The sequence below is a fragment of the Halomonas sp. MMSF_3323 genome (genome assembly GCF_030733595.1).
Classification (GTDB): domain Bacteria; phylum Pseudomonadota; class Gammaproteobacteria; order Pseudomonadales; family Halomonadaceae; genus Halomonas; species Halomonas litopenaei.
The window spans coordinates 39,366-54,358 of the sequence record NZ_JASHIT010000011.1; the positions used below are offsets into that span (position 1 = coordinate 39,366).

The 14,993-nt window shown below is 62.4% G+C and carries 12 protein-coding genes and 1 pseudogene; 4 read left to right on the forward strand and 9 right to left on the reverse strand.

All coding sequences use genetic code 11. The features are described from left to right. Positions 1–25 precede the first annotated feature (25 nt). Positions 26–529 carry a signal peptidase II gene (lspA, locus tag RBB39_RS07410; protein WP_035470171.1) on the reverse strand — a complete coding sequence of 168 codons (504 nt, stop codon included), beginning with the start codon at positions 527–529 and terminating at the stop codon, positions 26–28. Beyond that, positions 526–2,724 carry a heavy metal translocating P-type ATPase gene (locus RBB39_RS07415; RefSeq protein ID WP_035470168.1) on the reverse strand — a complete coding sequence of 733 codons (2,199 nt, stop codon included), beginning with the start codon at positions 2,722–2,724 and terminating at the stop codon, positions 526–528. The genes lspA and RBB39_RS07415 overlap by 4 nt, the downstream gene beginning before the upstream one ends. A gap of 89 nt (positions 2,725–2,813) precedes the next feature. On the opposite strand from RBB39_RS07415, the gene RBB39_RS07420 reads away from it, so the two are divergent. Then, positions 2,814–3,272 carry a helix-turn-helix domain-containing protein gene (locus RBB39_RS07420; RefSeq protein WP_045993872.1) on the forward strand — a complete coding sequence of 153 codons (459 nt, stop codon included), beginning with the start codon at positions 2,814–2,816 and terminating at the stop codon, positions 3,270–3,272. A 306-nt stretch (positions 3,273–3,578) separates the two neighbouring features. Here RBB39_RS07420 and RBB39_RS07425 read toward each other — a convergent pair whose 3' ends face one another. The 3 genes from RBB39_RS07425 to RBB39_RS07435 all read right to left on the reverse strand — a co-directional run bounded on the left by RBB39_RS07425 (position 3,579) and on the right by RBB39_RS07435 (position 6,491). Beyond that, positions 3,579–4,802 (reverse strand): M23 family metallopeptidase, encoded by a 1,224-nt coding sequence (locus tag RBB39_RS07425; protein WP_197037084.1) that lies wholly within the window; start codon positions 4,800–4,802, stop codon positions 3,579–3,581. Then, complete coding sequence (locus RBB39_RS07430) at positions 4,799–5,437, reverse strand: thioredoxin domain-containing protein (RefSeq protein ID WP_231498567.1); 639 nt, start codon at positions 5,435–5,437, stop codon at positions 4,799–4,801. Before RBB39_RS07430 ends, RBB39_RS07425 begins: the two co-directional genes overlap by 4 nt. 139 nt (positions 5,438–5,576) lie before the next feature. Further along, positions 5,577–6,491 (reverse strand): cation diffusion facilitator family transporter, encoded by a 915-nt coding sequence (locus RBB39_RS07435; RefSeq protein WP_035470160.1) that lies wholly within the window; start codon positions 6,489–6,491, stop codon positions 5,577–5,579. 206 nt (positions 6,492–6,697) lie between these two features. Here RBB39_RS07435 and RBB39_RS07440 point away from each other — a divergent pair, with 206 nt between their 5' ends. Then, positions 6,698–8,080 carry a DegQ family serine endoprotease gene (locus tag RBB39_RS07440; RefSeq protein ID WP_045993875.1) on the forward strand — a complete coding sequence of 461 codons (1,383 nt, stop codon included), beginning with the start codon at positions 6,698–6,700 and terminating at the stop codon, positions 8,078–8,080. A 280-nt stretch (positions 8,081–8,360) separates the two neighbouring features. Here the strand turns inward: RBB39_RS07440 and cadR are convergent, their stop codons facing one another. Continuing rightward, complete coding sequence (gene cadR / locus RBB39_RS07445; RefSeq protein WP_045991695.1) at positions 8,361–8,768, reverse strand: Cd(II)/Pb(II)-responsive transcriptional regulator; 408 nt, start codon at positions 8,766–8,768, stop codon at positions 8,361–8,363. 97 nt (positions 8,769–8,865) lie between these two features. Here cadR and RBB39_RS07450 point away from each other — a divergent pair, with 97 nt between their 5' ends. Both RBB39_RS07450 and RBB39_RS07455 read left to right on the forward strand, forming a co-directional pair. Continuing rightward, positions 8,866–9,762 carry a cation transporter gene (locus tag RBB39_RS07450; protein WP_045991694.1) on the forward strand — a complete coding sequence of 299 codons (897 nt, stop codon included), beginning with the start codon at positions 8,866–8,868 and terminating at the stop codon, positions 9,760–9,762. A gap of 193 nt (positions 9,763–9,955) precedes the next feature. Beyond that, positions 9,956–10,177, forward strand: coding sequence for a hypothetical protein (locus tag RBB39_RS07455; protein WP_045991693.1), 222 nt, complete (start codon positions 9,956–9,958; stop codon positions 10,175–10,177). Here RBB39_RS07455 and RBB39_RS07460 read toward each other — a convergent pair whose 3' ends face one another. From RBB39_RS07460 to RBB39_RS07470, 3 genes and pseudogenes are all read right to left on the reverse strand, one after another. Then, positions 10,178–10,798 carry a class I SAM-dependent methyltransferase gene (locus RBB39_RS07460; RefSeq protein WP_045991692.1) on the reverse strand — a complete coding sequence of 207 codons (621 nt, stop codon included), beginning with the start codon at positions 10,796–10,798 and terminating at the stop codon, positions 10,178–10,180. It abuts the gene before it with no gap. A gap of 67 nt (positions 10,799–10,865) precedes the next feature. Further along, positions 10,866–12,518 (reverse strand): multicopper oxidase family protein, encoded by a 1,653-nt coding sequence (locus tag RBB39_RS07465; protein WP_035470148.1) that lies wholly within the window; start codon positions 12,516–12,518, stop codon positions 10,866–10,868. Positions 12,519–12,556: 38 nt separating this feature from the next. Then, positions 12,557–14,956 (reverse strand): annotated as a pseudogene (locus tag RBB39_RS07470) (heavy metal translocating P-type ATPase). Between the last annotated feature and the right edge of the window lie 37 nt (positions 14,957–14,993).

Sequence of the window (14,993 nt, forward strand, 5' to 3'; positions counted from 1 at the left end):
TAGCAGGTTCTCTGCATCCATGCCGTTACTCAGACGCTCTGGGGGAGGGACGCTCACGTAAGGCCGCAATCGCAAAGGCGATGACACCCAGGAACAGGGCGATATCCGCCAGGTTGAAGGCGGGCCAGTGCCACTCATGCCAGTAGACGTCCAGGTAGTCTACGACATACCCTCGTACCAGGCGGTCGATGCCATTGCCCAGCGCGCCACCCAGCATCAAGCTGTACCCCAGCGCCTCCAGACGGGGCCTGGGCCTGCACAGCAGGATCGTCAGGACAATAGTCACCATCCCCGTCAGGCCCAAGAAGAGATAGCGCTGCCAGCCGCCTGCATCGGCGAGGAAGCTGAAGGCCGCTCCCGTGTTCCACCAGTGGCCCCAATTGAAGAACGGGGCTAGCGGGATGGTCTGGCCATACGGCATCAGCGCCTGCACCAGCCCCTTGATGGCCTGGTCGGCCAGGCCGACCATAACGGCCAATGCCAACCAGTACCAGCGGCGCGGCACTGTCGGTATCCGCTCTGTCCTCATGACGTGGCTTCCTGGTAGCGCGGGCTTGCCGAGCCAGTCGTGGCATTATTGCCTGGCGAGAAGCGATAGCCCAGCAGCCGCATGGCGTTCAGGGTCACCAGCACGGTGGCGCCGGTATCCGCCATCACCGCGATCCACATGCCGGTGATGCCCAGCGCCGTGGTCACCAGGAAGATGGCCTTCAGGCCCAGCGCCAGGGCGACGTTGGTCTTGACGTTGCGCAGCGTGGCCCGGGACAGGGCGATCAGCTCGGCGATGCCGCCGACGCGGTTCTTGAGCAGCGCCGCATCCGCGGTTTCCAGTGCCACATCCGTGCCGCCGCCCATGGCGATGCCCACCTCTGCCGCGGCCAGCGCCGGCGCATCGTTGATACCGTCGCCCACCTTGCCGACTGGGCCTCGGCCGGCGGCCTGCCAGTCACGAACGCGCTGGGCCTTTTCCTCGGGCATCAGCTCGCCATGTGCCTCGATGCCCAGGCTGTCACCGATGGCCGCGACGGTACGCGCATTGTCACCGCTGAGCATCACCGCCTGCACGCCCAGGCGCGACAGCGCCGTCAGCCCCTCCCGGGCATCGTCGCGAGGTTCATCGCGCACGGCGATCAGGCCCAGCGGGCGCTCGCCTTCGACCAGCACGGCGAGAGTCTTGCCGGCGTGTTCCAGCTCGGCGATCCGAGCGGTCAGATCGTGATCGAGGGCGGCCTGCTCTGCCAGGTGGCGGGGGGTGATCAGGCTCAACTCACGCCCCTCGACCCGACCGGAGACCCCTCGGCCCGACAGGGCGCGGCTCTCACTCGCCAGTGGAAGGGAAAGGCCCAACTGCTCAGCGTGGGCGAGGATGGCCGTGGCGATGGGGTGGCTGGAGTCACGTTCCATCCCAGCCGCCAGCCTCAGGATCTCTTGCGTGCCCTGGCCAGTGGCCCAGTCCTCCACGTCGGTGACCTTGGGGGTGCCGGCGGTGAGGGTGCCGGTCTTGTCCAGCGCCACCGTCCGCAGCTTACCCAGCTGTTCGAGCACCGCGCCGCCCTTGATCAGCAGGCCCCGCCGGGCGCCCGCCGAGAGGCCGGCAGCGATCGCCGCGGGGGTTGAGATCACCAGAGCACAGGGACAGGCGATCAACAGCAGGGCCAGGGCGCGATAGATCGATTCCGACCAGGCCATGGTCGAGACCAGCGGCGGCACCACCGCCATCAGCAGGGCGAGCCCCACCACCGCCGGCATGTAGTAGCGAGCGAAGCGGTCGATGAAACGTGCCACCGGCGCCTTGGCGGCCTGGGCCTCCTCCACCAGGCGGATGACCCGTGCGATGGTGTTGTCCTCGGCGCCGCGGGTTACCTCCACCTCCAGGGCGGCATCGAGGTTGACCGTGCCGGCAAAGACGTCGTCCCCCGGCGCCCGCGTGCGGGGCACCGACTCCCCGTTGATCGGTGACTCATCCAGGTCGGATTCGCCGGTCAGAATACGTCCATCGCAGGGCACGCGGTCGCCCGGTCGCACCAGGACTCGCTGCCCAGGCGTGAGCGAGGCGGCCGAGACCTCACGGGTATCCCCATCCTCCATCAGCCTCGCCGTGGACGGCGTCAGGTCCGCCAGGGCCGAGATGCTGCGTCGCGCCCTCGACGCGGCCACCCCCTCCAGCAACTCGCCTACGGCGAACAGGAAGACCACCACCGCCGCTTCGGCGGCGGCATTGATGGCCAGGGCCCCCAAGGCGGCGATGCTCATCAGCATCTCGATGGTGAAGGGGTTGCGCATCTTCAGCGCACCCCAGGCGCCTTGTGCAATGGGCACCAACCCCACCAGGGTGGCCGCTACGAAGGGCCAGTTGCCTAGGCTAGGCCAGACCAGGCGGAGAACGAAGGCCAGAGCCAGCAGCCCCCCCGTGACGAGCACCAAGCGTCCCTTGGCGGTCTGCCACCAAGAGGCCGGAGCGGCATCCGCCTCATCTCCCTCATCATCGGTGGCAAGCTGGTAGCCGAGCTCGTTAAGGATCCGCTCGATCGCCTCATGAGAAGGCGTCGTATCCTGTTGAGGGTGAATCCTCACCGATCCGGTGACCGAACTGGCCGACACCTCCCCGATGCCCTCCAGGCGGCCCAGAGCGGCCTCTACCTTGCGCTCGCAGCCGCCGCAGTCCATGCCTTCCACCTGCAGTGTCAGCGTCGACGGGATGGTGCCTTGCGTTGGTTCGGTCATGGCGCTGCCTCTCCGAATGTCTTAATCTTGTCCGGAAGCATAATCCCTGTAGCAACTACAGGTTCAAGTCATGCAAGAGGAGCATCAGGATGCCGGAGATTAGCCATGCCATCGGTATCGGGGAGTTGGCTCGCCGTACCGGCTGCCAGCCTGAAACGGTGCGTTACTATGAGCGCATCGAGCTGCTGGAAAACACCTTACGGACTGAAGGGGGTCAGCGTCGCTACGACGAGCGCGCCGTCAGACGGCTGACCTTCATTCGCCATGCCCGGGACTTCGGCTTCTCGGTGGATGCGGTACGTGAGCTACTGGCGATGTCCGACCAGCCCGACATGTCCTGTCAGGAGGTCGATGCCGTTGCCAAGCATCACCTGGAGGAAGTGGAGACACGTCTGCAGCGGCTCTCGGCACTGCGTGACGAGCTCAGGCGGATGGTGAGCCAGTGTGATGGGGGGAAAGTCGAAAGCTGCCGGATCATCGAGGTGCTGAGTGATCACCAGCTGTGTATCAGTGAGACAGCCCACAAAGGCGCTCACGACTTTGGGTAACCTCCTGCGCGTCCCAGCGTGCCCTAGTTGAGACATTCAGGAGCAGCATGATCACCATGCTCCATTGAGACTCCCAGGGTCGCCTTGTTCTGGTGACCGCTGCGATGGTCTCGGGAGTGATCTCATGGCCAATGACATACACCATCACGCCGGCGGTGAGGCTGCCTAAAAACCCAGCGTGACTGTCGAGATACCTTCCATAACCCCTTCCCGGGTGAAGCGATTGCCGCTGAGGCGGTAGGGTCTCATGACGATAGGCAGATCGTGCCCACCGAGGCGGGTTGCATCGCAACCCCGCCTGGTGGCTTATCGATTGTCCAATGCGGCCAGATCGGGAGCAGCGGACGTTCCAATGTTTTTTTGCAGACGTGTCCGAGCCTCGAAAAGTGCGCTGCGATACTCCTGGCGTGTGGGTGACTCACTCAGAAGGATGAGTTGCCCTTCCTCGAGAGGATCCACGGGGCGGTCATCCACTCTCACCTCGTAGTGCAGGTTGGGCCCCGTGGCGAGTCCGGAGGCCCCTACCTCACCCAGTTTTTCGCCGGCCTTGATGGAGTCCCCGACCGCCAGCCTGGCGACGAACCGGCTGAGGTGCGTATAGCGACTGATGGTGCCCGTCTCGTGCTCTATCTCGACGACACGACCATAACCTCCCCGGCGACCGATGAAGGAAATGCGCCCCCGTGCGGTGGCCATGACCGGGGTGCCGCGAGGCGCGGCAAGATCGATACCGTCATGACGTCGGACCTCTCCGGATACGGGATGGCGCCGGTTGCCGAAGGGAGATGTCAGGCGTGCGCCGAGAACCGGAATCTGCAAGGAGTCCAAGAGGCTACCATTTTTAAATAGCATCACGGTGGTTCTCTGGTCCGCCGGCCACAGCACCTCCAGCCGCTCCCCCTGGTCAACCAACCTCATATAGGTCAGACGGGGAGGCCCGACTCGAGTGCCATCCTCACGGCGATCTTCTTCCCACAGTAATTGCAGGCGCTCGCCCCCCGCGATATCACGGCGTGTGTCCATGAGTCCGCCCAGCAGCATGTCAAGCTCTGCTGCGAAACGCCTGGGTATCTCCTCAGCCTCCAAGGCGGCATAGAGTGACGTCTTGACATCTACTTCACGACCCAAGGTCAGGGTGTCGAGGCGAGGCTGGACAATGCGCGTCGACGGACGCTCACCCAGGGTGACGACGTACTGAATACCCGAGTCACGCTCGATGGCCACCGACACCGGCTGTCCCGTCGCCATAGAGGTGAAAGTGATACGATCTCCGGGCAGCAATCGTCTCGGGTCGAACCTGTTCGCCAGCGAGGTCGCCGCTTGGGTGCGCATCTCGGCATCCACGCCAAGCTGCTGCAGCAGTGCGTCCAGGGTATCCCCTGGTGCCACAGTGAGCTCTTGGGCGACGCGACCTTGTGCCCTGGCCGATACCGGCTTGGCCGGTGATAATCCGGCACGCTCTTGCCAACGGGCTTCAGCCAACACGGGGCTCAGGACCATCAGTCCCGCTAGCAACCAGCGTCGTGTCATGATGCATCCCCTTCGCCGGAGACCTCGGCTACCTCACGGTTAACGGCGTCGACCAGCTCCTGCATGCCGAAGGGGTCCAACAGCTCGCCATTGACGAAGAAGGTCGGCGTCTTGCTGATCTGGTTGGCCTCGACGTCAGCCTTGTCCTGGTCGAAGACCGCCTGTACCTCTGGTGAATTGAGCTGCTCTTCGGCTGTGGCTCTGTTCAGTCCGGCCTCGCTGGCGATCTCCATGATCGCTTCCTCATCGACACTGCCATGAGCCGCCCACTGGCTCTGCCGAGCCAGCAGCGCCTCCAGCACCGGTTGGAAGGCATCCTGGCGCCTGGCCACTTCGAGCACGCGAATGGCGGTTTCGGATACGTCTCCGTGGAAGGGGGTGTAGCGCACCACCAGCCGCACCTTCTCGGGGTAGGCTTCCAGGATGCGTTTGGTCAGCGGATAGAAGGCACGGCAGGCCTCACAGGCCGGGTCGAAGAACTCCACGACCGTCACCGGTGCCTCTTCCGATCCTAGGACCGGCGAGTGCGCGCGCACCAGCGAATTCTCGGCCTGTGCACCCTCTCGGCTCGCCGTCTCGGCGCCCATGCCCAACAACGAGGGCCTCGACACGATCACGATGATGGCCGTCAGCATCAACGCTCCGGCCAGGACAAACGTCGCCTTTTTGTACATTTTTCTCTCAATTTCAAAGAGTTAGGTTTAAAAAAGCTCAGGATACTGCTGAGTGGAGCTCAGCCGCTGTTGGGTGCCTAAGTCGGCGAATAGTGGCGTGTTATCCATGCCCATAAAGGTTGGCATCCTGATGTGCATAATCAATATGCTCGAATTCCAAGCTGGAGTGGCCAATGCCAAAGCGCGCTTTCAGCTGAGCTTTGATATCCGCCTTGATCGCCTCGAGCTGCTGCCAGCCGGCTTCCGTCGTCACCACGTGGCAGTCAAGCGCGGCGGTATTCTCCTGCATTTGCCATAGGTGAACATGATGCACATCCTCAACCCCTTCGACGCTGCGCAGGAGATCAATGACGGATTGACCATCGACATCGGGTGGCGAGCCCAGCATCAGTGTCCGGATAGGGGTACCTATCTCCGTAAAGGCAAGATAGAGAATATAGAGTGCAATACCGATCGTAATCGCGGGGTCTACCCAACGCATGTCATACAGCAGAATCAGTGAGCCCCCGATGATCACGGCGATGGACGCAAAGGCATCAGACAGGTTGTGCAGGAAGAGGGCGCGGATATTGACGCTATGTTTTTGCATCGACCAGGTGAGCAAGGCCGTTAGCGCATCGACAAGAAGAGCGACAATGCCAATGATAACGACTATCCAGCCCTGAATCTCTGGCGGGTTGATCATGCGCATGAAGCCTTCGTAAATTAGATAAATGCCAACGATAATGAGGGTGGTGTAGTTGATCAGCGCTGCGACAACCTCGATTCGGCCATAGCCAAACGTCATCTGTGAGTCGGGCGGTCGTCTCGCGATCTTGCGGGCAGCAAACGCAATGACAAGCGCAGCCATGTCGGAAAAATTGTGCAGCGCATCCGCGATCAGCGAGAGGCTTCCCGCCAGAATGCCCCCAACGATCTGGGCAAGGGTCAATATCCCGTTGGCCCAGATGGCGATACTCACCCGACGGTCACCAGAGGTGGGGGCAAGATGGGGATGATCGTGATGATGTCCCATGCGTCATCCTTGTGGTGTCACCTGATGACCCAGCAGTATAAAACCTATAGCAACTCAAGCTTCAAGCCCGAACTCTGTTGAAGGCCGAGCCGGGGTTAGGAGTACGGAACTTTGCATAGTGGGCACTGTACCAAGTTGGCTACCATGTTCCATGCCCCCGGAAGGAGCCCATTGTGATACCCAAGCCTTACTCGCACGCCTGGCTGATGAGCTTAGCTTTACTGCTGATGGTGGCAACGCCAGCCCTCGCCGAGCCACAGCTGCCGGACTTCACGGAACTGGTCGACGAGGCCGCGCCGGCCGTGGTCAACATCTCCACCTCCCGCAAGGTCGAGAGGTCCATGACGTCCTCACGGCAATTTGGGGGGCAGGAGGTGCCGGAGATCTTCCGTGACTTCTTCGACGACCGCTTCCCGATGCCACCTGGCGGTGCGCCCAATCGCAATGAAGAGCCGCGTCGGTCACTGGGGTCGGGCTTCATCTTCGATCAAGACGGCTACATCATGACCAACGCGCACGTGGTCAAGGAGGCCGACAAGATTCTGGTGCGCCTCAACGACCGTCGCGAACTCTCGGCCGAGCTGGTGGGGGCCGACGAGAAGACCGATGTGGCGGTCCTCAAGGTCGAGGCGGATAACCTACCCACCCTGCAACTGGGCAACTCCGACAACCTCCAGGTCGGCCAGTGGGTCGCCGCCATAGGCTCACCCTTCGGCTTCGACCACTCGGTGACGTCCGGGATCATCAGTGCCATCAACCGCACCCTGCCCCAAGACGTCTACGTTCCCTTCATCCAGACCGATGTGGCGATCAACCCGGGCAACTCGGGCGGACCACTGTTTAACCTCGACGGTGAGGTCGTGGGCATTAATTCCCAGATCCTGACCCGTAGTGGAGGCTACATGGGCCTCTCCTTCGCCATTCCCATTGATGTGGCACTGGATGTGGCCAACCAGCTCCGTGAAGAGGGGTACGTGAGCCGCGGCTGGCTGGGCGTCAGCATCCAGCCGGTATCCAAGGACCTGGCGGAGTCCTTCGGCATGGAGCAGGCCGAGGGTGCCTTGATTGCCCAGGTCGAGCCCGGCAGCCCTGGGACAGAAGGCGGCCTCAAGGCCGGTGATGTCATCCTTGAGGTGAACGGCCAGGAAGTGGACCACTCCACCACGCTGCCGCGCCTGATCGGTGAGACGGCCCCCGGCGAAGACGTTGATCTCTCCGTGTTGCGCGATGGTCAGCAGGAGACCATCACGGTGGAAGTTGGCGAGTGGCCGGATGCCGGCCCCGGTCAATCCGATGGCGACCCGGTTCGACTGGGCATCGCGGTTCAGCCGTTGAACGACATGGAGAAGCGTCGGCTTGGCATCGATCACGGGGTGCGCATCGTCAAGGTGGCCCCCGCCGGACATGCCGCTGCCGTCGGCATTCGCCCCGGCGATGTGCTGGTCAGACTGGGCCAGCAGCCGGTAGAGAGTCCGGAACAGCTGAAGGAGATGCTGACCCGCCTGCCAGATGATCAAGCGGTGCCTGTTCTGCTCAACCGCGAAGGCCGCACCTACTTCGTGGCCCTGCGAGTGGGCAATGGTGACTAACCGCGACTGAGTAGCGTTCAATACATCAGCACAGCGGCGCCCTGGCGAACAGGATCGCTGGGGCGTTTCTTCAGACTCTCGTACATTCTAGGCTCTGTCCGAAAAGTCGGCGAGCGAAGGTTAGACAAGGCAAAAATCGGTGAGACAGCGCAGCTTACGGGGTGTAAATGAGCATGTTGATCCGATTTTTAACGCCGTATTACCGAGCGTAGGCACTTTTCAGACAAGCCCTAATGCACGGCTGGGGGGGGTATCCGGATTTAATGGTTGATGCGTCAACCTACTGTTGGTGCATGCTTCCCTCGCTAATTCCAGCAAGAACCCCACACGCCTCAACTTCCCGGCCATCGTTGCAACTCGCTCTCAGTGAAACGAGTTGTTTCTCAAGCGCCTGTAGAGCGGTTATCTGCGAGCGCACGTGAGAGATGTGATCATCGAGCAAAGCGTTCACGGCGGCACAAGGTTGGTGAGGGTCGTCCTGATACCTCTGTAGCTCGTGAATCTCTGCTAGCGACAGGTCCAGGATTCTGCAGCGACAAATGAAAGCCAGCCGCTCACCATGTTCCTCGGTATAGACACGGTAACCGTTCTCCTGCCGTTCAGGCGACGGTAACAGGCCCTGTCGTTCATAGAAGCGGATCGTCTGTGTATCGACCCCTACCAACTCTGCCAACTGACCAATACGCACCAAGCTCCTCCTCAACGGATTCTCTCCGCTCTGTTGACCTTATAGTGACTATATGGTTTTAAATGATAGCCCGATAATATTCAAGTGGAGTCGTATCATGAGCAAAACCTGTGGAGCCCCCTGTGACGGCGATGCGACGCCCATAGCGGATACCGATATGCGTCGCTCCTCCGAAGCATCGGGGAAATGGGTCAGCGTTTATGCCGTGCCGAAGATGGACTGTCCATCGGAAGAGCGAATGATTCGCCTTGCCCTGAACGGCTTTGAGGAGATTCGGGTGCTGTCCTTCGACTTGTCGAACCGCCGATTAGAGGTCGTGCATGACGGCGAGGTCGAGCCCATCACCGCAAAACTGACAACCTTGGGGCTAGGAGCCTCGCTTCAGGAAACGGCCGCTGCCGATCCTGAGTCGATCAAGGCGGTCGGTGACACGTCGGCCTCTGCCGCGCAGGAGTCCGGCACCCTGCGTTGGTTGCTCGGTATCAATGCGGTCCTGTTCGTGGTGGAAATGACGGCCGGCCTGATCGCGCACTCCACCGGCCTGATTGGAGAATCCCTGGACAATTTTGCCGATGCGGCCGTGTACGGGCTCGCCCTGTATGCGGTTGGGCATAGCGTAAAAATGCAGGTGCGTGCCGCGCATCTTGCAGGTGTGCTCCAACTGATTCTGGCGGTTGGCGTACTCGCAGAGGTGGTCAGGCGCTTTGTATTCGGTAGCGAGCCTGAATCGCTGATGATGATGGCTATCGCATTCGTCGCATTGATTGCCAATACCAGTTGTCTGCTGCTGATATCCAAACATCGAGAGGGCGGGGCGCACATGAAGGCAAGCTGGATATTCTCGGCCAATGACGTGGTGATCAACCTGGGGGTCATCACCGCCGGCGCCTTGGTCGCGTGGACCGGAACCAATTATCCGGATCTGATTATCGGCACCATCGCGGGGGTCATTGTGCTCAACGGTGCCAGGCGCATTCTGGCGCTCAAGGGTTAAATAATGTCTATTAATAGCTATTCAGTGGCCTGCTGAGCCAGTTCACCTAGCAAAGTCACCTCAAGCACGACGCCAGTGTTGCGAAGACACTCTGGAGCCTGGTGGCCTCCCTCGCCACGGGCAATGGCGCGCGTCCGATCTGGACGCCTTTCGTCAGGATCCGGTCACGGCGAAGCTGCTGGGCATCGAGACCGTGCCGGCGAGAGGCCGCCTCGGCAAATACCTGGTACGCATGGGGGCGGTCCACCTCGACGCGCTCCAGAGCATCGCTCGCTACTGGGCAAGGCACTTGGCGCCGCCGATCCTGGACTATCAGGTCAAGACCCTGAGCTATGTGCCAGTGTTCGTGGATGGCACCGCCATCGAAGTGGATGGCCAGTTGTTCGGGGAATCGCCTCATTACACGCGAGCTTGATCAGCGGGGAACAGCAGCCCCCCAGAAATTGAAGCCAGCGAACCTCGGGACCTTCGAAAGATAGCCCGTCTCCATCCGCTGGATACCGAAGCCTGCGTGCCCGATAAGCTCGGGTATGTCGCGGTTGAGATGGCAGCCCCCCGCCACTCTGCGCCACAGGGGATTGATACGGCGCTGCCACTGGCGTACGGCTTCGTCGGGCGCCGTGCCGTGTTCGCAGAACAGCAGTTGGCCACCCGGCTTGAGCACGCGACGCATCTGCTCCAACGCCCGGTGCCAGTCCGGAATCGTGCACAGGGTGTAGGTGAGCACTACGGTATCGACACTGTTGTCGTCGAGAGGGACCTCCTCGCCCGGCAGGTCCAGCCAGCGCACCTCGAACTGTGCGCTGGCGACGTTGTGGCGGGCCTTGCGTCGCATGCCTTCGGAAGGCTCGAGCCCCCAGACCAGCTCGACCCGGTCCGGATCGTAGTGGGGAATATTGAGCCCGGACCCCATACCCACCTCCAGAACACGGCCCCGGGCTTGCGGCACCACGGCCGCCCGCTGACGATCGACCACCGTGTTGCCACACGCCAGGTGGAGGAAATGCGGCAGAACACGATTCTCGTAGAAGGACATCTGTATCGTCATCCCGTGTGGTTGCCAGGTGATCGAAATACGGTGTGATCGAAACCAGACCGGTTCGTTATGCCACCACCTTGAAGTAGCGCATCATACCGGCATCCTCATGCTCCATGGTGTGGCAGTGGTACATGTAGAACCCCTCGAAGTCCTTGAAGGTCAGAGCGATGCGCACCCGTTCCTCCGGGAACACCAGCACCGTGTCATGCAATCCCGCGTCGATGATCCCATCGTGCAGGTCCGTCTTGCCGCCCGCCGATATCCGCTCCTGAACCAGGAATTGCAGTCCATGAACGTGCATGGGGTGCGGCATCATGGTGTTGTTGACGAACTCCCAGATCTCCGTCTGCGCCAGCCGGACGATCTCGTCATCTGCCACCGTCGCGCCCTCCATCTGCCGGCCGTTGATCGTGAACCCCTGCATCATGCGCATGCCCAGCTCGAAGCGGCGTACTGGCGTATCGGCCTGAACCGGGGAGGCCGGCAGGTCTTGAGCCAAGCGTTCCGGCAGGGTTTCCGCATCGTTCGCCCGTGCGACGACGGCGAAGGTAACTAGCGAGAGCCGCTCGCTTCCCATCATGTCGCGCATCATGCCTCGATCCATCATCTCGCCCATTCGATCACCCATCATCCCTCGATCCATCATGCCGCCCATTCGATCGCCCATCATGCCCCGGTCCATCATGTCGCCCATTCGCTCGCCCATCATGCCGAGTTGGTACTCCTCGCTCACCAGCTGTACGGACTCTCCCGGCTCGGTGTCGCCAAAATCGACCCACAGATCGATCCGTTGGGCCGGCGCCAGTGTGACCGAGCGGCGCCGCTCGGGCTTGGCGAGCAGGCCACCGTCGGTGCCGATGACGGTCACCGCCCGGCCATCGCTCCAGGCCAGCTTGTAGATGCGCGAGTTGGAGCCGTTGAGCAGGCGCAATCGATATGGCTGCGTGGACACCTCGCGTCGCGCGTCCGGGTGGCCGTTCACCAGTACCCGCTCCCCGCGAAAGCCCTGCATGCGGGTCATCATCGCCCCCATGCCACCATCGTCGATGTACTGAAGCTCATTGCCATTGCTAAAGGTGCGATCCTGCAGGATGAGGACCAGTTCCCGCTCTCCGTCGGGGAGCTCCAAGGCACGCTCGGCGTCGTCGTTGATGATCAGTGGACCGGCAAGGCCGGCGTAACTCTGAAAGCCAACCCGGCCACCATCGGGGCCGTGAGGATGGGGGTGGTACCAGTACAGACCGGCACGATCCACGACATCGAAGGCGACCGCCATGCTCGTCGCTGGCGCGATCGGCAGGCGCGGTTGACCATCCACGTCCGGTGGTACGTGCAGACCATGCCAATGCACGGTGGTGTCTTCGGGGAGATCGTTGTCGATGCGTACCCGCAAGCGCTGACCACGACGCAGGCGAATCAATGGCCCCGTATAACTCTCACCCACGGGCGTCAGGGTATCTTCAGGCCCGACGATTCGCTCGGCCGTGTAGCGCCAGACGTCGCTCGGCGCACCGGGCAGGATAGCCACCTTGTCGGGACGGGCTCGCACACGCAGGTCGACGTCGAAGGGCCCCTCCATGGCCGTTGACGCGGACGCCGCCCGCAGAGCGGGGCGATATCTCCCGGTCCATACCCCGGCCCCCACCAGAGTCGACAACGCCGCCACACCGCCGATGCGGCGCAATACGCTACGTCGCTGCAGGTCGACATAAGCCATGATGCTCCCCCTCCTCTATGGTTGTCGGCGGCCCCGGCTCATAGCTTGGCGGCGCGTAGCCGCAGTGCGTTGGCGATGACCGAGACCGAGCTCAGGCTCATCGCGGCGGCGGCGTAGATGGGACTGAGCAGCCAGCCGGTGAACGGAAACAGCGCCCCGGCGGCCAGAGGCACCCCCAGGCTGTTGTAGACGAAGGCGAAAAACAGGTTCTGGCGGATATTGCGCATCACCCGGCGACTGAGATGCCGGGAGCGAACAATGCCGGAGAGATCCCCTCTCACCAGAGTCACCCCCGCGCTCTGGATGGCGACATCGGTCCCCGTGCCCATGGCGATACCGAGGTCAGCCTCGGCCAGGGCGGGGGCGTCATTGACGCCGTCGCCGGCCATGGCGACCACGCGCCCGGCCTCGCGATGCTCGCGCACGATACGCCCTTTATCTTCCGGCAGTACGTCCGCTTCAATTTAGTCGATACCAAGTTGGCGCGCCACGGCTTCGGCGGTGGTACGGTTGTCGCCGGTGAGCATAACCAGGCGCAGGCCATCCTCTTTGAGCGTCCGGATCGCCTGTGCGGTGGTTTCCTTGATCGGGTCCGCGACACCGATGAGTCCCATGACCTGATCATCGGCCACCAGGAACATCACGGTTTGCCCTTCGGCTTGCAGCGTCTCGGCACGCTGCGTCCATTCCCGCGCCTCCACACCACGTGTTTCGAGCAGCCGGGCATTGCCAAGCGCAAGCTCGCGTCCTTCGACCCGACCGGTGACCCCCATGCCGGTCACCGCCTCGAAATCGCTGGCATCGCTCAGCTCGACATGATGCTCTTGCGCAGCACTGACAATGGCCTCGGCCAACGGATGTTCGCTGCCTCGCTCGAGGCTGCCGGCAAGTTGCAGCAACTGCGCTTCATCACTGCCGGAAACGGGCTTGAGGGATACGACCCGGGGTTTACCCTCTGTGAGGGTGCCGGTCTTGTCGACGACCAGGGTGTCGACTTTCTCGAAACGTTCCAGTGCCTCGGCATTCTTGATCAACACGCCCGCCCGGGCCCCGCGACCGACCCCAACCTGGATCGACATCGGCGTCGCCAAGCCGAGCGCACAGGGACACGCGATGATCAGCACCGATACCGCGGCGATCACCGCGTAGGCCATCGCCGGCGGTGGCCCCCAGATCCCTCAGGCAATAAATGCCAGGATCGCCACGATAACCACCGCGGGGACGAAATAGCCGGCGACCACATCGGCAAGCCGCTGAACGGGCGGCTGCGAACGCTGCGCTTCGGCCACCATTTCCGCGATCTGCGAAAGCACCGTGTCCTCGCCGACCTTGTCGGCGCGCATGACGAAGCTGCCCTGACCACTCACGGTGCCGCCGATGACCGTGTCGCCCTCGCGCTTCTCGACGGGAAGGGACTCCCCGGTCACCATCGACTCGTCCAGCGTGCTGTGGCCTTCGAGCACCTCGCCATCGACCGGCACCTTGTCACCGGGGCGTACCCGTAGACGGTCACCGGTACACAGCTCGTCGAGCGAGACCTCCTCGTCATTGCCCTCGGCATCGATGCGTCGTGCGGTCGGCGGCGCGAGATCGAGGATCGCGCGCAGCGCACTGCCGGTCTTCTCGCGGGCGCGGGCCTCGATCACTTGACCGAGCAGGATCAGCACGACGATCACCGCCGCCGCCTCGAAATACACGCCGACCGAGCCATCGGCGTCACGGAAAGTGGCCGGGAATATCCCAGGGGCGAGCGTGGCGACGACACTGTAGCCATAGGCCGCCCCCACACCGAGGGCGATCAGCGTGAACATGCTGAGGTTGCGTGTGACGAGGGACTTCCAGCCACGCAGGAAGAATGGCCATCCGGCCCATAGCACCACGGGCGTGGCAAAGATCAGTTCGATCCAGTGACCACTGCCGGCGGGCAGCACCTCATCCACCCAAGGGCCGATACCGGGCAGCACGCTGCCCATGGCGACGAACAACACCGGCAGCGTCAGCAGGCCGCCCACCCAGAAGCGTCGGAACATCTCGAGAAACTCGAAGCTGCGTTCCTCTCCGGAAACGCGGGTGAGCTCGAGTGCCATGCCACACTTGGGGCAGTCGCCGGGCTCATCCTGCCGCACCTCCGGATGCATGGGGCAGGTATACTGGACCCTCGACGACGGTTGCGGCTTGACGGGTTCCAGCGCCATGCCGCACTTGGGACACTCCCCCGGCTCCTCGCTCTCTACGCCAGAACACATGGGGCAGAAATAATTGGCCTTGCCACTGGGCTTCGACGCAGCCGCCGAGGTGGCGGCAAGCACGGCGCCTGGATCCTCGCGAAAGTGCTCGGCGCACTGCTTGCTACAGAAATAGTAACGCTCACCGCGATGCTCGACGCTCTCCGTCGAGGCGGGATCGACGCTCATGCCACAAACGGGGTCTTTTTCCATGAAGAACCCTCCATTGTACAAAAGGTTTCTGTTGCGT